This window comes from Pseudomonas asplenii, from assembly GCF_001293465.1.
Taxonomy (GTDB): domain Bacteria; phylum Pseudomonadota; class Gammaproteobacteria; order Pseudomonadales; family Pseudomonadaceae; genus Aquipseudomonas; species Aquipseudomonas fuscovaginae_B.
The window spans coordinates 130015-152772 of record NZ_JSYZ01000017.1 but is presented as its reverse complement, the minus strand read 5'-3'; the positions used below and the strand labels follow the sequence as shown (position 1 = coordinate 152772).

Annotated in this window: 18 protein-coding genes; 11 read left to right on the top strand and 7 right to left on the bottom strand. The window is 62.3% G+C overall.

The window, feature by feature from the left end:
- The first annotated feature begins 19 nt into the window (after positions 1-19).
- Positions 20-1873: a DUF4105 domain-containing protein gene (locus PF66_RS21440; protein ID WP_054063771.1), complete on the top strand. Its 1854-nt coding sequence runs from the start codon at positions 20-22 to the stop codon at positions 1871-1873.
- A 42-nt stretch (positions 1874-1915) separates the two neighbouring features.
- On the opposite strand, the gene PF66_RS21435 is transcribed toward PF66_RS21440, so the two are convergent.
- Positions 1916-2275, bottom strand: a complete 360-nt coding sequence (locus PF66_RS21435; RefSeq protein ID WP_054059051.1) for a hypothetical protein — start codon at positions 2273-2275, stop codon at positions 1916-1918.
- Positions 2276-2519: 244 nt separating this feature from the next.
- Between PF66_RS21435 and PF66_RS21430 the strand changes: the two genes are divergently transcribed.
- Both PF66_RS21430 and PF66_RS21425 read left to right on the top strand, forming a co-directional pair.
- Positions 2520-2873, top strand: a complete 354-nt coding sequence (locus PF66_RS21430) for a hypothetical protein (protein WP_054063770.1) — start codon at positions 2520-2522, stop codon at positions 2871-2873.
- A 71-nt stretch (positions 2874-2944) separates the two neighbouring features.
- The gene (locus tag PF66_RS21425; protein ID WP_054059053.1) at positions 2945-3439 is read left to right on the top strand and encodes a GreA/GreB family elongation factor; all 495 of its coding nucleotides are present in this window, start codon (positions 2945-2947) and stop codon (positions 3437-3439) included.
- 6 nt (positions 3440-3445) lie between these two features.
- Here the strand turns inward: PF66_RS21425 and gdhA are convergent, their stop codons facing one another.
- Both gdhA and ettA read right to left on the bottom strand, forming a co-directional pair.
- The gene (gene gdhA, locus PF66_RS21420) at positions 3446-4783 is read right to left on the bottom strand and encodes an NADP-specific glutamate dehydrogenase (protein WP_054059054.1); all 1338 of its coding nucleotides are present in this window, start codon (positions 4781-4783) and stop codon (positions 3446-3448) included.
- Positions 4784-5042: 259 nt separating this feature from the next.
- On the bottom strand, positions 5043-6707 hold the full coding sequence (gene ettA, locus PF66_RS21415) for an energy-dependent translational throttle protein EttA (RefSeq protein ID WP_054059055.1): 1665 nt from the start codon (positions 6705-6707) through the stop codon (positions 5043-5045).
- A 288-nt stretch (positions 6708-6995) separates the two neighbouring features.
- Here ettA and PF66_RS21410 point away from each other — a divergent pair, with 288 nt between their 5' ends.
- The 7 genes from PF66_RS21410 (at position 6996) to PF66_RS21380 (ending at position 18022) form a co-directional block, all read left to right on the top strand.
- Positions 6996-10847: a bifunctional diguanylate cyclase/phosphodiesterase gene (locus PF66_RS21410; RefSeq protein ID WP_054063769.1), complete on the top strand. Its 3852-nt coding sequence runs from the start codon at positions 6996-6998 to the stop codon at positions 10845-10847.
- A 199-nt stretch (positions 10848-11046) separates the two neighbouring features.
- The gene (gene glyA / locus PF66_RS21405; protein WP_054059057.1) at positions 11047-12300 is read left to right on the top strand and encodes a serine hydroxymethyltransferase; all 1254 of its coding nucleotides are present in this window, start codon (positions 11047-11049) and stop codon (positions 12298-12300) included.
- Positions 12301-12602: 302 nt separating this feature from the next.
- Positions 12603-13916, top strand: coding sequence for a C4-dicarboxylate transporter DctA (locus PF66_RS21400; protein WP_054063768.1), 1314 nt, complete (start codon positions 12603-12605; stop codon positions 13914-13916).
- 99 nt (positions 13917-14015) lie between these two features.
- On the top strand, positions 14016-14726 hold the full coding sequence (locus PF66_RS21395) for a FadR/GntR family transcriptional regulator (protein ID WP_054059059.1): 711 nt from the start codon (positions 14016-14018) through the stop codon (positions 14724-14726).
- A gap of 25 nt (positions 14727-14751) precedes the next feature.
- Positions 14752-15426: a GntR family transcriptional regulator gene (locus PF66_RS21390; RefSeq protein ID WP_054063767.1), complete on the top strand. Its 675-nt coding sequence runs from the start codon at positions 14752-14754 to the stop codon at positions 15424-15426.
- 183 nt (positions 15427-15609) lie between these two features.
- Complete coding sequence (locus PF66_RS21385; protein ID WP_054059061.1) at positions 15610-16833, top strand: aminotransferase class I/II-fold pyridoxal phosphate-dependent enzyme; 1224 nt, start codon at positions 15610-15612, stop codon at positions 16831-16833.
- Entirely contained in the window at positions 16805-18022 is a 1218-nt protein-coding gene (locus PF66_RS21380; protein ID WP_152973068.1) for an MFS transporter, read from the top strand. The genes PF66_RS21385 and PF66_RS21380 overlap by 29 nt, the downstream gene beginning before the upstream one ends.
- Here the strand turns inward: PF66_RS21380 and yjiA are convergent.
- From yjiA to PF66_RS21365, 3 genes are all read right to left on the bottom strand, one after another.
- A complete protein-coding gene (gene yjiA / locus PF66_RS21375) occupies positions 17984-19000 on the bottom strand; it encodes a GTPase (RefSeq protein ID WP_162491350.1) in 1017 nt (338 codons plus the stop codon). The genes PF66_RS21380 and yjiA overlap by 39 nt on opposite strands.
- Before the next feature lie 109 nt (positions 19001-19109).
- Positions 19110-19307: a YbdD/YjiX family protein gene (locus PF66_RS21370; protein ID WP_054059064.1), complete on the bottom strand. Its 198-nt coding sequence runs from the start codon at positions 19305-19307 to the stop codon at positions 19110-19112.
- Positions 19308-19322: 15 nt separating this feature from the next.
- Entirely contained in the window at positions 19323-21389 is a 2067-nt protein-coding gene (locus tag PF66_RS21365) for a carbon starvation CstA family protein (RefSeq protein WP_054059065.1), read from the bottom strand.
- Positions 21390-21609: 220 nt separating this feature from the next.
- On the opposite strand from PF66_RS21365, the gene PF66_RS21360 reads away from it, so the two are divergent.
- Positions 21610-21978 carry a PilZ domain-containing protein gene (locus PF66_RS21360; RefSeq protein ID WP_054059066.1) on the top strand — a complete coding sequence of 123 codons (369 nt, stop codon included), beginning with the start codon at positions 21610-21612 and terminating at the stop codon, positions 21976-21978.
- Positions 21979-22022: 44 nt separating this feature from the next.
- On the opposite strand, the gene PF66_RS21355 is transcribed toward PF66_RS21360, so the two are convergent.
- Complete coding sequence (locus PF66_RS21355) at positions 22023-22745, bottom strand: hypothetical protein (RefSeq protein WP_054059067.1); 723 nt, start codon at positions 22743-22745, stop codon at positions 22023-22025.
- Positions 22746-22758 lie beyond the last annotated feature (13 nt).

The following is a 22758-nucleotide window of genomic DNA, read 5'->3' as shown; positions in this document are numbered from 1 at the left end:
CGGACAACAGTTGCCGACCATGCTCAAACGCCTTGCCTACCTGGCGCTCTGTGCCTGTACCCCACTCCAGGCCGCTTCACACCTCGACGATCAACGTTTGCAGCAACTGGCCAACGATCCCTTCTGGATCTCCCTGGGCCATTATGAACACGCCAAGCTCGGCGGCTGGCGCAGCTACGTCAGCGACAGCAAATTTTTTCTCGCCGCTGACGGCGCCCATCACCCCGATGCGGAGCTGAAGGCCACCGTCGCCGCACTCTACGCACCGGCCAGCGCCGGCAACCAGCATGCCCAATGCGTCTACCCGGCACGTACCCGCTGGCTCAAGACACAACTGCAACTCAAGGACCTGCCGACGCCGGACTGCTCGGAATTCAACCAGTGGTTCAAGGATGTCGCCCCCCACAGCACGGTGATGATCTTTCCCGCCGCCTACCTGAACAGCCCGTCATCGATGTTCGGCCACACCCTGCTGCGAATCGACCAGGCCGATGTGCAGCGCGACCAGACCTCGCTGCTCAGCTACGCGATCAACTTCGGCGCCTACATCGAAGGCTCGGACAACAGCATCCTCTATGCCTGGAAAGGCCTGATGGGCGGTTATCCGGGGCTGTTCGCCCTGGTGCCCTACCAGGAGAAACTGTCGGAATACCGCAGCCTGGAAAACCGCGATCTGTGGGAGTACCGGCTGAACCTGACTCCGGAAGAAACCGCGCGGATGGTCGAGCACGTCTGGGAACTGAAGCAGATCCGCTTCGACTATTTCTTCTTCGACGAAAACTGCTCCTATCGCCTGCTGGAACTGCTGCAGGTCGCCCGCCCCGGCCTGCACCTGACCGGACAGTTCCCCCTGACGGCCATCCCCACCGACACCGTGAAGGCGGTCAAGGAAGCCGGCCTGGTGGAGAAGATCGACTACCGCCCGTCCCGCGAGCGTGAGCTGTTGGAGCGGGCCAAGCCGCTGGACCCCGAGGAACAGCAATGGGTACTCAAGGTCAGCGCCGACCAGAACGCCCTGCAGGACCCGGCCTTCAAGGCTCAGCCGCGCGAGCGTCAGGCGCTGATCGTCGATGCCGCCTATCGGCTCGAACGCTACCGGGCCAATGGCCAGGAGCGCGACCCGGTACGCGCGCAACGCAGCTTCGAACTGCTGCGGGCGATCAACCGCAACCCGGCACCGGAGTTGCAAATCACCCCGCCAGGGCTGCCGGAAAACGGCCATGAGTCGCGCACCTGGCAGGCCGGGCTCGGTACCCGGGGCGACCAGGCCTTCGGCGAGTACGGCCTGCGCATGGCCTATCACGACCTGAACGACAACGCCGAGGGTTTCCCGCTGGGTGCCCAGATCGAAATCCTGCAGATGAAACTGCGCCAGTACGAAGGCAACCACTGGCAACTGCAACAGTTGGACCTGGCGACCATCCGTTCGCTGACACCCCGCAACGCGCAGCTGCAGCCGTGGTCCTGGCAGGTGACGGGTGGCCTGGAGCGGGTCCCGGGAAAGCATGACGACCAGACCCTGGTCAGCCATGTCAACGGCGGCGGCGGCGCCACCTGGCAACTGGGCGACGACCTGCTCGGCTTCGCCCTGGGCACCGTGCGCCTGGAGCACAATGCCGACTTCGCCGCCTTCGTGTCACCGGCCAGCGGTTTCAACACCGGCCTGCTGTGGAAGAATCCGTTGGGCAACCTGAGCCTGGAAGCCAAGGGCGACTATTTCACCAACGGTGAAGTGCGCCGCAGCCTGAGCCTCAACCAGCAATGGGAGCTGTCGCGCAACCTCGGCCTGCGCCTGAGCGCCCAGCGTGAATTCAGCAAACTGGCGTCGGCGGAAAACGAGGTGATGCTGGAACTGAAGTGGTATCACTATTGAGCAGGGCCCGCGACGGCGCGGGCCACGACATACCCATCCGGGTCAGTCACATTTCAGTTTCGTATGCCCGGGGTCGCGTTCCAGCGACTGCCCCAGCAGACGCAGGCAATGCTCCTGATCGCGCCTGAGCATGTTGTCGATGGTGATGTTACCCACACTCTCCAGCGCTTTCTGCTCGCCGAGGCGAATATCCACCAGGGGCGGCTCAGGTTGTAGTTGAAACAGACTGGCGGGCTCCTCGACTGCCGCCTTGGGGGCTTGTGTCACGGTGGCAGCAGGCAGATCGTCCACCGTCATGCCATAACGATCCAGCAGGGAACTCTCGGGAAGAGGCTCACCCAAGGCAACGCAGGCGGACAAGGTCAGGCCGACCCCCATGCCATGGGCTTTGAAACAACTCATACACAACTCTCTTTCTTTGACCACACACGTCCCCGCGCCTTCGCGCGAGGCTGAAACAACCGACTTAGAGCGGTCGGCTCGCTATTACCCTACATCGAAAGATGACGACTCGTGCCGGAAAAATTTACCCGCCGAGGGTACAAACCGCTCAAACACAACCGTCTCGCGACCGCGCCTTCACGCCTTACTGACAAAGAACGGCCTACACTCAACGACAGGCAGGTCAGGCAATCAGGGTGTCGGAATGTGGCGTTGGCTGTTGTTGGGCGTGATGATCGCACTCGCCGGGTGCGAGTCGACCCGCGACCATCTGCTCATGCAAGGTTATCCACCGGCCTTCGCCGATGGTTTCGACGACGGTTGTGCCAGTGGCCGGCAAGCCGCCGGGGCCATCACCGGTCAATTCAGAAAAAACGTGCCCCGCTACCTCCAGCAGCATGAGTACGCCACCGGCTGGGACGACGGTTTCCGCCAGTGCCAGGCGATGCGCGAGAACGAAGACCGCGAGGCCTACAAGGACCGCCACTGGGATGAGCGCGAGCGTGCCTGGCAACAGGAAAAGGACCGCGATGCGGCAAGGGCCTACCGTTCGCAATAGGTCGCTTTCGGGCAACCATTCCCTGCCGAATCCTGCGAGCATGCTGCCCATGCCAGTCAAGGGAGAACGCCATGAGTCGCGCCTTCGTCAATGAAGACAGTGCCGCCACCCAGGCCAGCCAGCCGGTGGAGCGCCAGATCAGCACCCAACCCAACTACGTCACCCCGACGGGCCTGGCCCAGTTGCAGGCACGCGTCGCCGCCCTGCAGACCGAGCATGGTCAGCAGAGCGCCCTGGGCGACCAGGCCGACAAACAGCGCCTGGCCGACATCGAACGCGACCTGCGCTATTTCAACCAGCGCCTGGCCAGCGCCCAACTCGCCGCGCCAGCGACCTCCAGCGAAGTCGTGCAGATTGGCAGCCAAGTGACCTTCGTCGATGAACAGGACCGGCAACAGCGGGTGCAACTGGTGGGGGAAGACCAGGCCGACTACGCCAGCGGCCTGATCAACTGGGGCTCGCCGCTGGGACGGGCGCTGCTCGGGGCGCGCCTCGGCGATGAGGTGTTGTGGAGGCGTCCGGCCGGCGACCGGATGATCGAGATCACCCGGATCGACCCGGCCTAGAGAGACTCAGACCACGCCCTGGGCCAGCATGGCCTCGGCGACCTTGACGAAGCCGGCGATGTTCGCGCCCTTGACGTAGTTGACCCGGCCGTTCTCCTCACCGTAGTGCACGCAGGCATGGTGGATCGACTGCATGATGCCATGCAGCTTGCTGTCGACCTCACCGGCGGTCCACAGCAGGCGCATGGCGTTCTGCGACATTTCCAGGCCGCTGACCGCCACGCCGCCCGCATTCGAGGCCTTGCCCGGGGCGAACAGGGTGCCGGCGTCGATGAAGATATCCACAGCCTCCAGGGTGGTCGGCATGTTCGCGCCTTCGGCCACGCAGATGCAGCCATTGCGCAGCAGGGTCCGGGCCGCCTCGGCATCCAGTTCGTTCTGGGTCGCACACGGCAGCGCGATATCGCAGCTCAGGGCCCATGGATGCTGACCCGCGAGGAATTCCAGGCCGAAACGTTGCGCCAGTTCGCTGATCCGACCGCGCTGGACGTTTTTCAGCGCCATCAGCGCCTGCCATTGTTCCTCCGTCAGCCCGGCCTCGCAGTACAGCGTGCCTTCGGAGTCGGACAGCGAGATCACCTTGCCACCCAGGTCCATGACCTTGCGTGCCGCGTACTGCGCGACGTTGCCGGAGCCGGAGATCGCCACGCGCTTGCCTTCGACGCGGTCGCCCTGGCGCTTGAGCATCTCCTCGGCGAAGTACACGCAGCCGAAGCCGGTGGCTTCCGGACGGATCAGACTGCCGCCGTAGCTCATGCCCTTGCCGGTCAGTACCGAAGTGAACTGGTTGGCCAGGCGCTTGTACTGGCCGAACAGGAAGCCGATCTCCCGGGCGCCGACGCCGATGTCACCCGCCGGCACGTCCACATCGGCACCGATGTGGCGATACAGCTCGCTCATGAACGCCTGGCAGAAACGCATGACTTCCGCATCGCTCTTGCCCTTGGGGTCGAAGTCCGAACCGCCCTTGCCGCCGCCCATCGGCAGTGAGGTCAGGGCGTTCTTGAAGCTCTGCTCGAAGGCGAGGAACTTCAGCACGCCGAGGTTCACCGACGGATGGAAGCGCAGGCCGCCCTTGTACGGGCCGATAGCGCTGTTCATCTGGATGCGGAAGCCACGGTTGACCTGGACCTTGCCCTGATCGTCGACCCACGACACGCGAAACGTGATGGCCCGTTCCGGCTCACACAGACGCTCGAGGATGCCCGAGGTCAGATAGTGCGGATTGGCCTCCAGAAAAGGCCACAGGCTGCGCAGGACCTCCTCCACCGCCTGGTGGAATTCCGGCTGGTCCGGATCGCGTTTTTTCAGACGGGCAAGGAAGTGGTCGACTGATTCGATCATGGGAAGGGTCTCGTCAATGAGTTGTCGTTTTCAATAAGTCGACCCGGACTTTAGCAACTGAACTGGCACTATGACAGTGCAAAATGTCGCACTTATGAATTTAAATGGTGCTTTTTATGTAAATCCATGGGTGAATCAGGCCCTGAGAGCACCCTAAAAGCGCATGAGAGCACGACGACGCACCAAAGCGGAAACAGCGCAAAGGCGGGCATAAAAAAACGGAGCCCGAAGGCTCCGCTTTTTTCCACAGCCGGCCCGATCAGGCCAGTTTCTTGTGCCGTACGCGATGTGGCTGGGCCGCTGCGTCGCCGAGGCGCTTCTTGCGATCGGCTTCGTACTCGGTGTAGTTGCCTTCGAAGAACACCGCTTGCGAATCGTCCTCATAGGCCAGGATGTGGGTGGCCACACGGTCCAGGAACCAACGGTCGTGGGAGATCACGATGGCCGCGCCCGGGAAGTCCAGCAGGGCTTCCTCCAGGGAACGCAGGGTTTCGACGTCGAGGTCGTTGGACGGTTCGTCGAGCAGCAGGACGTTGCCGCCCTCCTTCAGGGTCAGTGCCAGGTGCAGGCGACCGCGCTCACCACCGGACAGGTCCTTGACGAACTTCTGCTGGTCGCCACCCTTGAAGTTGAAGCGACCGACGTAGGTACGCGACGGGATCTCGTAGTTGCCGATGCGGATCTGGTCGGAACCGTCGGAGATCTGCTGGAATACGGTCTTGCTGCCGTCCAGGTCCTCGCGGCTCTGGTCGACGCAGGCCAGTTGCACGGTTTCACCGATCTCGATGCTGCCCGAGTCCGGAGTCTCCTTGCCCATCAGCATGCGGAACAGTGTCGATTTACCGGCACCGTTACCCCCGATCACACCGACGATCGCGCCTTTCGGCATGCTGAACGACAGGTTGTCGATCAGAACGCGATCACCGTAACCCTTGGTGACGTTCTTGAATTCGATGACCTTGTCGCCCAGGCGAGGACCGGCCGGGATATAGATCTCGTTGGTCTCGCTGCGCTTCTGGAATTCCTGCGACTGCATTTCCTCGAAGCGCTGCAGACGGGCCTTGGATTTCGACTGGCGTGCCTTGGCGCCCTTGCGCACCCACTCCAGTTCTTCCTTCATGGCCTTCTCGTGAGCCGACTGCTGCTTGGATTCCTGGGCCAGACGCTCGGACTTGGCTTCCAGCCAGCCCGAGTAGTTGCCTTCGTACGGAATACCGGCGCCGCGGTCGAGTTCGAGAATCCAGCCGGCAACGTTGTCCAGGAAGTAACGGTCGTGGGTGATCGCCACCACGGTACCCGGGAAGTCGTGCAGGAAGTGCTCCAGCCAGGCGACGGAATCGGCGTCCAGGTGGTTGGTCGGTTCGTCGAGCAGCAGCATGTCCGGAGCCGAAAGCAGCAGGCGGCACAGGGCCACGCGACGTTTCTCGCCACCGGACAGGTGTTCGACACGGGCATCCCAGGCCGGTAGGCGCAACGCGTCGGCGGCGACTTCGAGCTGGCGCTCCAGGTTGTGGCCATCGCTGGCCTGCAGGATCGCTTCCAGCTTGGCCTGCTCGGCGGCCAGCTTGTCGAAGTCGGCATCCGGCTCGGCGTAGGCGGCGTAGACCTCGTCCAGGCGGGCCTGGGCATCCTTGATCACGCTGACCGCTTCCTCGACCACTTCGCGCACGCTCTTGGTCGGATCCAGTTGCGGCTCCTGCGGCAGGTAGCCGACATTCAGGTCCGGCATCGGCCGCGCTTCACCGTCGAACTCGGTGTCGACGCCGGCCATGATTTTCAACAGGGTGGACTTACCCGAGCCGTTCAGGCCAAGGACGCCGATCTTGGCGCCCGGGAAAAACGACAGGGAGATGTTTTTCAGGATTTCCCGCTTCGGCGGCACAACTTTGCTCAGCCGATGCATGGTGAAGACGTATTGAGCCATGGAGAACCTAGCGTCAGTGACTGATGAAATATGAAGGCGCAGCCCGGGCCGGCAGCATTGCGCGGCATGCGTTATGCATCATCGAATGCAGCGCCAATCCTGCGTCAACTATGGGAGCGCAAAAACGCCCGCGTAACAGGTAAAATTACCTGAATGTGTGCACCAGGGCAAACCACCGGGCGGAACAGGGCTGGCACTTTGCCACAAGTCAAGGCATGCTAGCCGCCCTTCGGGCGTCCGGCTTATAGTGCACGTCGCGCCAATCCAGCCCAACCGCAGGATCACAGTTTGAGCAACGCCAACCCGCCATCGTCCGCGCGCGCATCCCGCCAGGTGTCCGGCACGCCCCTGCGCGGCACAATCAAGGCTGTTCTGGCGATCCTGGTGCTGCTCATGCTCGCCGTACTGTTCTGGCAACTGATCGACCAGTTCCAGCAGACCCGCAAGATCCAGCGCCAGTACAGTATCGACTACAGCGCCGAACTGGCCGACCACATCAGCCTGAACATGAAGCTCGATGCGCAGATCGCCGCCAACCTGCTGCCGATCTTCGAGAAACCCGAGACCCCCGAGCAGCAACAGCAACTGCTCGGCAAACTGCGCCTGTCCCTGCCTTCCATCCAGAGCTTCGCCCTGTTCGACATCAAGGGCAACCTGATCAGCGACAGCGCCACCGACAGCCGTGACATCGACTACCTGAGCGAACTGGTCCGGCACAGCAACCGCACCCAGGCCTACTACTTCACCAACGACGACGATGGCTCGATCGTCCACCTGCTGCTGCGCCAGGCCACTGGCGAGACCAACGGCTACTGGGCGCTGCGCCTGGGGCCGAGTCTGTTCCAGAGCCTGACCCGCCAGACCGAACAGAAATTCCGCCCGACCTGGGTGATCGAAAACCGCCTGAACCATCGCGTGCTCAGCCGCCACAACGACATCAGTCCGCGGCCGTCGGTGCTGCAGCCGGATGACGAGGCCAACAGCGTGCTGATCGCGCCACTGTCCAACAGCGACTGGCAACTGCGCGGCCTGTTCGACCAGCGCAAGATGCTCGAGGAACTGCTGCCGGCCCTGATCGGCAAGTGTCTGCTGGGCCTGGGCCTGTCGATGCTGCCGGTGCTGGCGCTGATCAACATGCGGCGCCGCCAGCGCCAGGTGCATGAAGGCCGCCGGCGCTACCAGGAAATCTTCGAAGGCACCGGCGTGGCGCTGTGCGTTCTCGATCTCTCCAGCCTGCCGGGGTTCCTGGAAAACCATCGACTGGGCGACAGCGAAAGCCTCAGGCAGTGGGTCGCCCACGACCCGCAACATCGCCGCCTGCTGTTCGAACAACTGCGCATCACCGAAATCAACCTGGTCGCGCTGCGCCTGCTCAATGTCGACTCCCGCGAAAGCGCCTGGAGCTGCCTGATCGAGGGCTGCCCGAGCCAGGTCACCGGTATCGGCTATCCGCTGGTCGATGCGCTGATCAACCGGCAGAGCCAGCTGGAACTGGAAATCAAGCAGACCGATGCCCACGGCCAGGACCAGCACCTGTGGCTGGTGCTGCGCCTGCCGGAAGACCCCAGCGACTACAACGCGGTGATCCTGAGCATCAGCGATATCACCAGTCGCAAGCTGATCGAACTGTCGCTGCTCGAACGCGAAGGCTTCTGGTCGGACGTGGTCCGGACGGTGCCCGACCACCTCTACGTCCAGGACGTGATCAGCCAGCGGATGATCTTCAGCAACCACCACCTGGGGCAGACGCTCGGCTACAGCAAGAGCGAGCTGCACCAGATGGGCGAATACTTCTGGGAGATCCTGCTGCACCCGGAGGATGCCGAGCATTATCACCGCCTGCGCCACCAGCAGCGCCACGCCGGCTACAGCCAGTTGCTGCAGTGCCAGCTGCGTTTCCGCCACCGCGACGGCCAGTGGCGGCGCTTCGAGATCCGCGAACAGGCCCTGGCCCGGGACAAGTACGACCAGGTCACGCGGATCATCGGCGTGGCCAAGGACATCACCGACCAGATCGAAGCCAGCGAATCGCTGCGCGACAGCGAACAACGCTACCGAATGCTGGCCGAAAGCATCAGCGACGTGATCTTCTCCACCGACAGCACGCTGCAGCTGAACTATGTCAGCCCTTCGGTGCAGACCGTCCTCGGTTATGACGCCGACTGGGTGTTCAAGCACGGCTGGCACTCGACCATCGCCAACCCGGCGCAACTGACCGGCATCTATCAACTGATGGAACGGGTCAGCAAGGCCCTGGACAAACCCGAACAACTGGCCGAACTGCGCAGCAAGGTCCAGACCCAGCTGTTCCTGTTCGACTGCCTGCGGGCCGACGGCCGCAAGATCCCGATCGAACTGCGGCTGGTGCTGGTCTGGGACGAGCACGGCGCGTTCGAAGGCATTCTCGGCGTCGGCCGCGACATCAGCCAGCAACGCCGGGCGGAGAAAGACCTGCGCATGGCGGCCACGGTATTCGAGCACTCGACCTCGGCGATCCTGATCACCGACCCGGCCGGCTACATCGTCCAGGCCAACGAGGCCTTCAGCCGCGTCAGCGGTTATGCCGTGTCCGACGTGCTGGACCAGTTGCCCAACATGCTTACCGTCGACGACCAGCAGGAAGCCCACCTGCGCTACGTGCTCAAGCAACTGGAGCAGCACAACACCTGGGAAGGCGAAGTCTGGCTCAAGCGCCGCAGCGGCGAGCACTACCCGGCCTGGGTCGGCATCACCGCGGTGCTCGACGACGAGGGCGACCTGGCCAGCTACGTGTGCTTCTTCAGCGACATCAGCGAGCGCAAGGCCAGCGAACAGCGGATCCACCGCCTGGCCTACTACGACGCCCTGACCCACCTGCCCAACCGCACGCTGTTCCAGGACCGCCTGCACACCGCGCTGCAACAGGCCGAGCGGCAGAAGGCGTGGGTGGTGCTGATGTTCCTCGACCTCGACCGCTTCAAGCCGATCAACGACTCCCTCGGCCACGCCGCCGGCGACCGCATGCTCAAGGAAATGGGCACCCGCCTGCTGGCCTGCGTCGCCGAGGACGACACCGTGGCGCGCATGGGTGGCGACGAGTTCACCCTGCTGCTGCAGCCACGGGCGACCCGCGAGATGGCTCTGAACCGGGCGATTCACGTCGCCGAACAGATTCTCACCAGCCTGGTCACGCCGTTCGTGCTCGAAGGCCGCGAGTTCTTCGTCACCGCCAGTATCGGTATCGCCCTGAGCCCGCAGGACGGCAGCGAGCTCAGCCAACTGATGAAGAACGCCGATACCGCGATGTACCACGCCAAGGAGCGCGGCAAGAACAACTTCCAGTTCTACCAGGCCGACATGAACGCCAGCGCCCTGGAGCGCCTGGAGCTGGAAAGCGACCTGCGCCACGCCCTGGAACAGAACGAATTCGTGCTCTACTACCAGCCGCAGTTCAGCGGCGACGGCAAGCGCCTGACCGGTGCCGAAGCACTGCTGCGCTGGCGCCATCCACGTCGCGGCCTGGTGCCGCCGGGTGACTTCATCCCGGTACTCGAAGAACTGGGGCTGGTGGTGGATGTCGGCGACTGGGTGCTGGCCGAGGCCTGCCGCCAGCTCAAGACCTGGCACCAGAACAAGGTCCGCGTGCCCAAGGTTTCGGTGAACATTTCCGCCCGGCAGTTCTCCGACGGCCAGTTGGGTACGCGCATCGCCACCATCCTGCGCGACACCGGCCTGCCGCCGGCGTGCCTGGAACTGGAACTGACCGAAAGTATCCTGATGCGCGAAGTCAGCGAAGCCATGCTGATCCTCGCCGGCCTCAAGAACCTGGGCCTGAGCATCGCGGTGGACGACTTCGGCACCGGCTACTCCTCGCTCAACTACCTCAAGCAGTTCCCTATCGACGTGCTGAAGATCGACCGCACCTTCGTCGACGGCCTGCCGTCGGGCGAACAGGATGCGCAGATCGCCCGGGCGATCATCGCCATGGCCCACAGCCTGAACCTGGCGGTGATCGCCGAGGGCGTGGAGACCCACGAGCAACTGGACTTCCTGCGTGAACACGGCTGCGACGAGGTGCAGGGCTACCTGTTCGGCCGGCCGATGGCGGCGGGCCGCTTCGAGGCGCAGTTCAGCAATGATGCGCTGTTCATGTTCGACTGAAAGCCCGCGGCGCGACAGCTGACGCTATTCGCGGGCAAGCCCGCTCCCACCGGTTTTACGCAACTGCCTGCCCGCGATGGCCCCCGCCAATCCAAGCTGAATGCCACTTATCTGCGACATGATGCCCTTTCATATGCCAGATAAAGACCATTGAGTTAGAATGCCCTCCTTTCTGCCCCCCCGATCCTTGAGGACCGCCATGTTCAGCCGTGATTTGACTATTGCCAAGTACGACGCCGATCTCTTTGCCGCCATGGAGCAAGAAGCTCAGCGCCAGGAAGAGCACATCGAGCTGATCGCCTCGGAAAACTACACCAGCCCCGCGGTGATGGAAGCCCAGGGTTCGGTGCTGACCAACAAGTACGCCGAAGGCTATCCAGGCAAGCGCTACTACGGCGGCTGCGAATACGTCGACGTGGTTGAGCAACTGGCTATCGACCGCGCCAAGGAACTGTTCGGCGCCGACTACGCCAACGTTCAGCCGCACGCCGGTTCCCAGGCCAACGCCGCTGTCTACCTGGCCCTGCTGCAAGGTGGCGACACCATCCTGGGCATGAGCCTGGCCCACGGCGGTCACCTGACCCACGGTGCCAGCGTTTCCTCCTCCGGCAAGCTGTACAACGCCGTGCAGTACGGCATCGACGCCAACGGCCTGATCGACTACGACGAAGTCGAGCGCCTGGCGGTCGAGCACAAGCCGAAAATGATCGTGGCCGGTTTCTCCGCCTACTCGCAGGTGCTGGACTTCGCCCGCTTCCGCGCCATTGCCGACAAGGTCGGTGCCTACCTGTTCGTCGACATGGCCCACGTGGCCGGCCTGGTCGCCGCTGGCGTCTACCCGAACCCGGTGCCGTTCGCCGACGTGGTCACCACCACCACCCACAAGACCCTGCGCGGTCCGCGTGGCGGCCTGATCCTGGCCAAGGCCAACCCGGAAATCGAGAAGAAGCTGAACTCCGCCGTATTCCCGGGCGCCCAGGGCGGCCCACTGGAGCACGTGATCGCGGCCAAGGCGATCTGCTTCAAGGAAGCGCTGCAGCCTGAGTTCAAGGCTTACCAGCAACAAGTGGTGAAGAACGCCCAGGCCATGGCCGAAGTGTTCATCGCCCGCGGCTTCGACGTGGTCTCCGGCGGTACCCAGAACCACCTGTTCCTGCTGTCGCTGATCAAGCAGGACATCTCCGGCAAGGACGCCGATGCCGCCCTGGGCAAGGCCTTCATCACCGTGAACAAGAACTCGGTGCCGAACGATCCACGCTCGCCGTTCATCACCTCCGGCCTGCGCTTCGGTACCCCGGCTGTCACCACCCGTGGCTTCAAGGAAACCGAATGCCGCGAGCTGGCTGGCTGGATCTGCGACATCCTGGCTGACCTGAACAACGAAGCGGTGATCGATGCCGTTCGCGAGAAGGTCAAGGCCATCTGCAAGAAGCTGCCGGTATACGGCGCCTGATACGCCCGCATCACGCAGCACGAAAGAGCCCGGTCAGCGATGACCGGGCTTTTTTTCGCCTCAAGAAAATCCCCTGCCCCCTCAAGGAGCGCCCCCAGACAAGCCCTGCTCCTGCAGAAGCGAAGGCACATCGCGATAACTGGTCAGACCGGTCGAACCAATTTTTCGAAAAACCGCTTGTTATCCCAGAAAATCCGGGCGTAGACTGAACCCGCACTGGACATACCGGTAAGACCACAACAATTAAGTTCCAATGCCGTGGCCACAGGTCCGGACAAGGAACGCCGACCAGGATCCTCCCCATGCTCAAATGGTGCTCGCGTTCGATTTTCCTTCAGGTCGTCCTTGGATTGGTGCTGGGCATCATCTTCGGGCTCACCCTTCCCGAATACTCAACCCAGCTCAAACCCCTGGGCGACGGCTTCATCAAGCTGATCAAGATGCTGATCGGGCTGATCGTCTTCTGCGTGGTGGTCAGCGGCATTTCCGGCGCCGGCGACCTGAAGAAGGTCGGGCGTATCGGCCTCAAGTCGGTGATCTACTTCGAGGTGCTGACCACCATTGCCCTGCTGATCGGGCTGATCCTGGCCTTCTCCACCGGCATCGGCAGCGGCGCCAACATCCATCTGGAGCAACTGTCCAAGGCCGCCCTGGGCGACCTCGCCGATCGTGGCCAACACCTGCGCGGGGCCACGCAGTTCCTGATGGACCTGATCCCCAACTCGGTACTCAGCGCCTTTGCCGACAACAACATCCTGCAGGTGCTGCTGTTCTCGGTCCTGTTCGGCAGCGCCCTGAACCTGGTGGGCGAGTCGGCCTCGGGCATCTCGCGTCTGATCAACGAACTGAGCCATGTGATCTTCCGCATCATGGGCATGATCGTGCGCCTGGCGCCGATCGGCGTATTCGGCGCCATCGCCTTCACCACTAGCACCTACGGCCTGGAATCGCTGCGGCAACTGGGCAACCTGGTGGCCCTGTTCTATGTCACCTGCCTGGCCTTCGTCGTGCTGATCCTCGGCCTGGTGATGCGCGTGTCGGGGCTGCGGATCCTGCCGTTCCTCAAGTATTTCCGTGAAGACCTGCTGATCGTCATGGGTACAGCCTCCTCGGACGCCGTTTTGCCGCAAGTGATGCGCAAGCTCGAACACCTGGGCATCGGCAGCTCGACGGTCGGCCTGGTGATTCCCACCGGCTACTCGTTCAACCTAGACGGTTTCTCGATCTACCTGACCCTGGCCATCGTCTTCATCGCCAATGCCACCGGTACTCCGCTGGCCCTGACCGACCTGCTGACCATCCTGCTGGTATCACTGATCACCTCCAAGGGCGCCCATGGCATTCCCGGTTCGGCCCTGGTGATCCTCGCCGCGACCCTGTCGGCGATCCCGGCGATTCCGGTGGTCGGCCTGGTGCTGGTGCTGGCGGTCGACTGGTTCATGGGCATCGGCCGGGCCATGACCAACCTGATCGGCAACTGCGTGGCCACCGTGGCCATCGCCCGCTGGGAAAAGGACATCGACCTGCAGCGGGCGCACAAGGTGCTCGAAGGCCAGCAGGGTTATGCCTTCACCCCGAGAAAGCCGAACCCCTCCGCTCATCAGCAGGAGTTCTGATGCGATATGCCCACGCAAGGGCACCTGTACCGACCCGGCAGGGCCCGCCTCGGCGCTGCCTGCGGGTCGTGACCTGACCGCTTCACCTGGGAGAGCACCGTGATCAGCTCATCGACCGTCGTCAATTCAGTGGTGGAAAAACTCCGCGCCGCCCTGGCCCGTGGTCAGTGGCGCTCGGGCGAGATGCTGCCGGGCCAGCGTGAGCTGGCCGAACAACTGGGCATCAGCCGCCCGAGCCTGCGCGAAGCCGTCACCGTTCTGGAGACCCTTGGCCTGGTGCGGTCCATGCCCGGCAAGGGCGTGCTGGTCCTGAACAGTGCTGCAGAAACCGTACGGGCTCACGAAGGAATGACCGAGGCCAGCCTCGAGGACATCCTGCAACTGCGCTACACCCTGGAACCGTTCATCGTCGGTCTGGTGGCGCAATCGATCAGCAGCAAGGAAGTCGGCCAGTTGCGCCTGACCCTGATGGACATGCGCGAAGCCCTGGAGGCCAACGACAGCGAGGCCGGGCTGAACGCCTACATCGCCTTCCACGAAGAGCTGTTCGCCCTGACCTCCAACCCGATATTCCAGAACGTGGTGCAACAGACCGGCAACGCCCTCAAACAGAGCGCCGAGGTCCTGCGCAACTCGCCGGAGCACCTGGCCGAACGCCTGCAGGAAAACGAAGCCGTGGTCCGCGCCATCCGCAACAAGAACAGCGCCCTGGCCAGTGCGCAAATGCGCCGGCACATTCTTCAGGAAGGCTTGCGCATGGGCATCGAACTCACCATTCCGGACGACCATCCGGGCAGTATCGAGCAGTAATCCACCTCTCGAAGGGAGACCGGTCATGAACAGCGTAGCGACACTTCTGCCCTTCCCCGCCGCCCGCGCGCGCCGGCGGCCTCATGCCCGGCAGGCACTGCCGGGCGCCGACGGCCTCTATACGCGGGTTTTCGAGGACATTCTCGAAGGACGCTTCGCCGCAGGGCTGAGCGAGGAGCTGTTGATGCGCACCTACACCGCCGGCCGCAGCGAGGTACGTCGCGTGGTGACGCGACTGACCCGCCAACGGATCATCCACGCCCGCCCGAATCAGCGGGCCCACGTCGCCCAACCGGATGCCGAACAGATACGCCAGGTCCTGCAGGCGCGGCGGATGGCTGAATACAGCACTATCGAACGGGTCTGTGCAACGGTAACTGATCTGGCGCTGGAATCGCTGCGAGGACTGGTCGCCCGGGAACGCCAGAGCTGCGAATCCAACCGGCAGAAAACTGCCATCAGGCTGGGAACGGAGTTTCACCTGGAACTGGCACGCATGGCCGGAAATACGCCACTGGTACATTTCCTTGAGGAACTGGTGCCTTTGACCGGATTGGCACTGATGCAGCACCCACCCAGAACCGAGGATTGGCGTATACGTGAAGCCATCGTCAATGCCATGGAGAATGGCGATGTGGTCACCGCGATGGTGGAATTGACGGCCTATCTGGAGCGGCTTGCAGCCTTGCAATGGTCCTGAGCAAGAGCAGCCCAGCGCTCATGGGCTGAGCGCAATCATAAACCGTTCAATCGCCAGCCCCATTTGTGGGAGCATTCTGAAACATTGGGAAGCTACCTTCCTTTCTGCCGGAAACATCCGATACACACTTAACACATATCACAACCATGCTTACAACCTGACTCATGACCGGGGCACAACAGCATGGAAAGCCAACGCAATCTGCATACCAACTACAAACGAGTCGTTGCTACGGCAGAGCAAGACTGGAATGTCTCTCAGGACAGCAAGTTGTCCAACCTGAATGTCGAGGTCATGCGGCCGAATTATCTGAAGGATCAGTACGGTCGCTACCTCCATCATTTCTGTACAACGTCCTATCTGGGGCTCGACTACCACCCCGATCTCCTCAAGGGCGCGACTCAGGCGATAACAAGAGCAGGAACCTTGCGTATCGCCAACTCGAAGAATCGTTGCAAGCTGTCACTGCTTGAAGAATATGAAGCTGACCTGTCCAGCCTTTTTCAGAGTCATTGCCTGGCAACACTATCCTGCAGCGCAGCCAGCGCCGGAGTTCTCCCGCTACTGGCGGCAGGGGTATTCACCGCAAGCAAGGCTCCTGCCCTGGTGTTCGACAGGTTTGCCCATTACTCGATGAACCATGTAAAGGCGGTCTGTGCGGACGAAACCGAGGTGCTCACTCTACCGCATAACGACATCAATCAATTGGAAAGCCTGTGCCGCAGCCGACAACGTGTCGCCTACATCGCCGATGGCTTCTATAGCATGGGCGGCATCGCGGATATCAAAAACCTGCTGTATCTTCAGAATCGCTACGGCCTGTTCCTCTATCTGGATGACTCTCATGCCCTGTCCACAGTGGGACACCACGGCTGGGGGCACGCTCGGTCCAGCATTGACGAGCTCGGAGAAAATACCCTTATCGTTGCTTCCTTGGGCAAGGCATTCGGAGCCGGTGGCGGTTTGGCGATGTTTGGCGATGCGCAGCAAAAACGCCTGATGCAACGTTACGGCGGCCCCAGCAACTGGTCCCAAAGCCTGAATGTTGCAGCTATAGGCGCAGGACAAGCCTCAATCGCACTCCATCGCAGCGCTCTACTGAATCAATGCCAGCAAAAACTGCAGGATAACCTTCGACTGTTCGACTCACTCATCAGCAGTGAACAAGCATTCAGCCCCTCCCCCATCAGAATCGTTCGGGTCGGCGATGCGACTAAGGCAAACAAGGCTTCGGCATACCTCGCAGAAAATGGTTTTCTTACGTCAGCGGTTTTCTTTCCGGTTGTGCCAAAGAACCAAGCTGCGGTGAGAATCACACTGCGAGCGGATATGGAGCCTTCCCTGATAAGGGTATTTTGCGACCACCTGACAGAGTTTCTTGAATCAGCTCACCAAAGGAGCAGTTGATGGGTTCAAAGCAGCTCACCGCAGCATGAACCAGCGCTCCATCCTGTTCATCACCTGCCTTGCGGTATTAATGGCACAAGCCGGTATCACACTCTATCTGCCCTCATTGCCTCGCATTGCCGAGGAATTGCAGGCTGGCAGCAGATTTGCGGGCATGACGCTTGGACTCTTCCTGCTGGGAATGGGCGCCCCCATGCTGTTATGGGGGCGGCTGTGCGCAGCACAGGGTAACTCTCGAACACTGAGCGTAGCCTTGTTACTGTATGGAGCCATTAGCTTGCTACTGGCAGCAACCTCGGAAAGCTGGACGTTTCTCACCCTGCGACTTCTGCAAGGTATTGGGGCTGGCGGGGCCTCTGTCAGCGCTCGTGGTCTGCTTAGAGAATGCTTTCATGGCTATCAACTGGCAAAAGCGCTGAGCGCCTTATCCATCTGCTTTGTCCTGTCTCTGGGGATCGTTCAGTTTCTTGGCTCCGTCCTCGATGCTTCATCAGGATGGCGCCCGGGCTTTGCGCTGATCGGTGTTGCCGGCCTGCTGCTCGGTACTTCGCTGATCCCCGCGGGAAAACGCACGACCAAGCCACGCCATGCTCCGGACTGGTCCGTTTACCTGGACCTGCTGCGAGCGCCGTCCTTCATACGCCCTGTGGTCGCGGGGGGATTAGGCTATACGATTATCGTAGTGTTCAATGGCCTCGCCCCCAGTATTTTCCAACAACAGTTCAACTGGACGAGCCTGGACTATGGCCTGCTTGGCTGGCCCATCAGTGTGGCGTATCTGCTGGGCACCTTGCTGGTCAATCGGCTGGCATCTCCTGGCCGAAATCAGTTCAGGTTGTTCAACATCGGTCTGCTGCTGTTACCTGTAGGAGCAGCCCTGATGACTACTGGCGCATTGCTATTCGCCGGCGATAGCTCACTGGCACTCTGGCTATCTTACTGCCTGATCCTTATCGGCCAGGGGATCAGCTATCCCCTGTGCCAGTTTCTGGCCTGCCAACAGCAGGTCGAGTCCGGCCCACAAGCCATGGCCCTGATCGGCCTGCTTCATCAGTTGATGGCCGTTCTCGCAGGTGTGCTGGTCAGCCTGCTACCCACCGAAAGCCAGGCACTGTCGCTGGCATGCCTGACAATAGCCCTGACAGCCTGGCTATACGGCCGTACTACCGAGGTTCGCCAGTTGCCCTGAGGCGAGACGCTCGAAGCCCTCACGGATCTTCTCTTCAGGCAGATCATCGGCAATGAAGACGATGACACTCTCGCGAGCCGCGCCCTCTTCCCATTCGGTATCCCAGTCGAAACCGTAAAGCTTGAGCACGCCCTGGAACACCAGGCGGCGCGGTTCGCCGGCGATATTCAGCACGCCCTTGTAGCGCAGCAGTTGCTTGCCGTGATCCTCCAGCAGCTCGTTCATGAACTCGCTGAGCCGATCGATATCCAGCGGCTGGTCGGTGCGCAGCACCAGGCTGGAAATGCGGTCGATGGAGTGCCCCTTGCGGACCGGCCGCAGGCTCACTCCACCGCCCAGGTCGGCGTTGAGGTTGAAGCCGCGGACATCCAGCAGTTCTGCCAGGTCGATATTGCCATGCTCGACGATGCGGATCGGTGCCCGCCGGTTGATCCGCGTCAGGCGCTCGCTCAAGGCGTCGAAGGTCGCTTCGTCCACCAGGTCGCGCTTGCTCACCAGCAGTCGGTCGGCAAAGCCGATCTGCGCCTGGGCGATGGTCTGGGTCAGGTGATGTTCGGCGTGGGCGGCATCCACCAGGGTGATGATGCCGTCGAGCAGGTAGCGTTCGCGCAGCTCTTCATCGATGAAGAAGGTCTGCGCCACCGGCGCCGGGTCGGCCAGCCCGGTGCACTCGATCACCAGTCGGTCGAAGAGGATTTCACCACGGTCCAGGCGTTCGAGCAGCAGATACAACGCCTTGGTCAGGTCGGTGTGGATGGTGCAGCAGACGCAGCCGTTGGACAGCGTCATGACTTGCACCGGCTCGGCACCGAGCAGTTGGGTGTCGATGCCGGCATCGCTGAATTCGTTCTCGATCACGGCGATTTTCAGGCCGTGCTCGGCCTTGAGCAGGTGGCGCAGCAAGGTGGTCTTGCCGGCGCCGAGAAAACCGCTGAGGACGGTGACGGGAATAGGAACGGACAAACGCGAATCTCCCATACGCTAGAAAAACGCTAGGAGCCCGGCTTGCCGGCGAAGGCGTCCTCAGGAACACCTTCGCCGGCAAGCCGGGCTCCTACCGTGCGGTGTTATCTGCAAGCCACGCAGGCTAGCAGCACTTGGGCCCACCCTTGCCGCCGTAACGGGCTTCCTGGCGTTCCCGGAAGAACGCCTCGTAGCTCATCACCGGCTTGTCCGGGTGCCTGGTCTGCATATGCTCGACATAGGTGTCGTAGTCGGGCATGCCGACCATCAGGCGCGCGGCCTGCCCGAGGTACTTACCGAGACGACTCAGGTCATTGAACATTGCAGTACCCTCCCATCATGCCCCAGGCACGGCCTGGAACGGTGTTTCCTTGTCCGTACGCTCCTTGTTGCCCAACGCCGCGACACCGACCCTGAAGGCATAGAACAGGATGCTGAAGACCACGAACAGGAACAGCGCCGTCAGCGTCGCGTTGGTGTACGCGTTGAAGATCACGTGCTGCATCTGGTTGATGTCCTTGGCCGGGGCCAGTACCTGCCCGGCTTCCAGCGCGGTGCTGTACTTCTTCGCCAGGGCGAGGAAGCCAATCGCCGGGTTGGCGTCGAACAGCTTGATGAAGCCCGCGGTGGTGGTGCAGACCAGCAGCCAGAGCGCCGGCAGCAGGGTCACCCAGATGTAGCGCTGGCGCTTCATCTTGATCAGTACGACGGTGCCGAGCATCAGCGCGATACCCGCCAGCATCTGGTTGGAGATACCGAACAGCGGCCACAGGGTGTTGATGCCACCCAGCGGATCGACCACGCCCTGGTACAGCAGGTAGCCCCAGAGTGCCACGCAACCGGCGGTGGCGATCAGGTTGGCGGTCCAGGACTCGGTACGCTTGAGCGATGGCACGAAGGAGCCCAGCAGGTCCTGCAGCATGAAGCGCCCGGCACGGGTACCGGCATCGACCGCCGTCAGGATGAACAGCGCTTCGAACAGGATCGCGAAGTGGTACCAGAACGCCATGGTGTTCTCGCCCGGCAGGACGTGATGCAGAATCTGCGCGATACCGACCGCCAGGGTCGGCGCACCACCGGCACGGGCCAGGATGGTGGTTTCGCCGATGTCACGGGCCACCGCCTGCAACGCATCCGGGGTAATCGTAAAGCCCCAGCTGCTGACGGTCTGCGCCACGGCCACCGCATCCGCACCGACCACCGCAGCCGGGCTGTTCATGGCGAAGTACACGCCCGGATCGATCACCGAGGCGGCAACCATCGCCATGATCGCCACGAAGGACTCCATCAGCATGCCGCCGTAGCCGATGTAGCGGGCGTTGGTTTCGTTATCCAGCAGCTTCGGCGTGGTCCCGGAGGAGATCAGCGCGTGGAAGCCGGACACCGCGCCACAGGCGATGGTGATGAACAGGAACGGGAACAGCCCGCCTTTCCAGACCGGCCCGGTACCGTCGACGAACTGGGTCAGCGCCGGCATCTTCAGCATCGGCATGGTGATCAGGATACCGATCGCCAGGGCGATGATGGTGCCGATCTTGAGGAAGGTCGACAGGTAGTCCCGGGGTGCCAGGATCAGCCACACCGGCAGCACCGCGGCGACGAAACCGTAGCCGATCAGCATCCAGGTGATCTGCACGCCGGTGAAGGTGAAGGCCTTGGCCCAGACCGGATCGGCGGCGATCTGCCCGCCCAGCCAGATCGAGCCGAGCAGCAGCAGGACGCCGATGATCGAGATCTCACCGATGCGGCCCGGACGGATGTAGCGCATGTAGACGCCCATGAACATCGCGATCGGGATGGTCGCCATCACCGTGAAAATGCCCCATGGGCTCTCGGCCAGGGCCTTGACCACGATCAGCGCCAGCACCGCGAGGATGATGATCATGATCAGGAAGCAGCCGAACAGGGCGATGGTCCCCGGAATCCGGCCCATTTCCTCGCGCACCATGTCGCCCAGGGAGCGACCGTTGCGACGGGTGGACAGGAATAGCACCATGAAATCCTGGACCGCGCCGGCCAGCACCACCCCGGCGATCAGCCAGAGCGTGCCGGGCAGGTAGCCCATCTGCGCGGCCAGCACCGGGCCGACCAGCGGGCCTGCACCGGCAATCGCCGCGAAGTGGTGACCGAAAAGAATGTGTTTGTTGGTTGGCACATAGTCCAGACCGTCGTTGTTCAGCACGGCCGGCGTCGCTCGATTGGCATCGAGCTGCATGACGCTGTTGGCGATGAACAGACTGTAGTAACGGTAGGCAACCAGATAGATCGCCACGGCGGCGACCACGATCCACAAGGCGTTGATCGCCTCGCCGCGGCGCAAGGCCACTACGCCCAGGGCGCACGCTCCTAAGATCGCCAGCACCAGCCAGGGAAGGTGGCGTAGCGGGCTATTATTATTTTTCATTTTGAGATTCCAGCCAGATGGACAGAAAGACAGCCACCTTGAGTTTAGCGCCAAAGCGCCCCGTGACCATACCCGACGTTGGTATAGGGCGGTCTTTTCTTGCCGCCGGGACAATTTCCGGGACATCGCGCCGACGGATGAGCAGCCCTTCTCACGCCTGGCCGCTTGCCTGGCCCGGCATGGGGTCTATAGTCAGCAGAGTCCGCACAGGAACCTGAACATGAGTGACCATCCGATCAATCGTCGCCGTTTCAAGCGTATCGCGTTCGATGCCATCACCACCCTGAGCCAGGGAGATACGGTCTGGTCGGCGCAACTGGTAGACCTTTCCCTGAAGGGACTGCTGGCCCACCAGCCGGACAAGTGGCCCGACGACGCAGCGGGCATCTTCCTGGTGGATATCCGCCTGGCGAAAAACGCCCATGTGAAAATGGATGCCGAGCTGGTCCACGTGGACCATCACCATCTGGGCTTCAAATGCCTGCACATCGGCCTGGAATCGATCCAGCACCTGCGCCGCCTGGTCGAACTGAACCTGGGTGACGAAGAGGAACTGGAACGGGAGCTGGACGCCCTGTTCGAGAGTTGATCACCCGGGTGCCACCGCGATCGGCGGCGCCCGGGATCATGCGGTCAGGGAAAGACCGAACGCTGGGGGAAGTCGCCTTCGGACTCCCAGTAGCCCTTCTCTTCCCGCGACGACACCTGCCAGACGTCACCCTTGAGGCGATAGGTCCGGTAGGTGGTCACGAAATCGTCACTGTCATCATCGGCCATCGACGACGACACCTGGAAAATCTCCGGCTGCGCGTCGTCGGCCTGCCAGGCCGCCTTGCCGGTCTGGGCGAGGAACAGTGGTTTGAGTGTGCCATCGGCCGCCTGATACTGCATCGGCTGCAGCTTGCGCCGGGCCGGCATCAGCACCTGGGTCGCCGGGCCGCTGTAGCTGCCCATCGGTGCGGTCTGGTCGACCGTGAGGAAAAATGCCGGGCTCGGCATACCCTCCATCGCGGCCTTTTCCAGGGTCGCCAGCGGATAGGCCAGCCCCACGCTCCCGACCTCGTCGCCGGAAGCCGACAGCAGCCGCAGGCGGGCCTCGACGATCGGCCGGCTGGCGACATCCTTCGCCAGCGCCTCGTCGTCAAAGGCATCCTCGTCAAACGCACTGCCATTGCCCCAGAGCGACTGATGCAGATCCGAAGTGATCCGCACATCCTCCAGCAACTCCAGCTCACCGCCATCGCCCGTGGGCATCTGCTGGGCCAGGCGATAACCTGGCGGCACCGTGGCCGCACCGGCCAAACCGGCCCACAGCATGCAACCTGCCAAACACATTGCCGTACCGACAATCCGCATCCCGATGACTCCT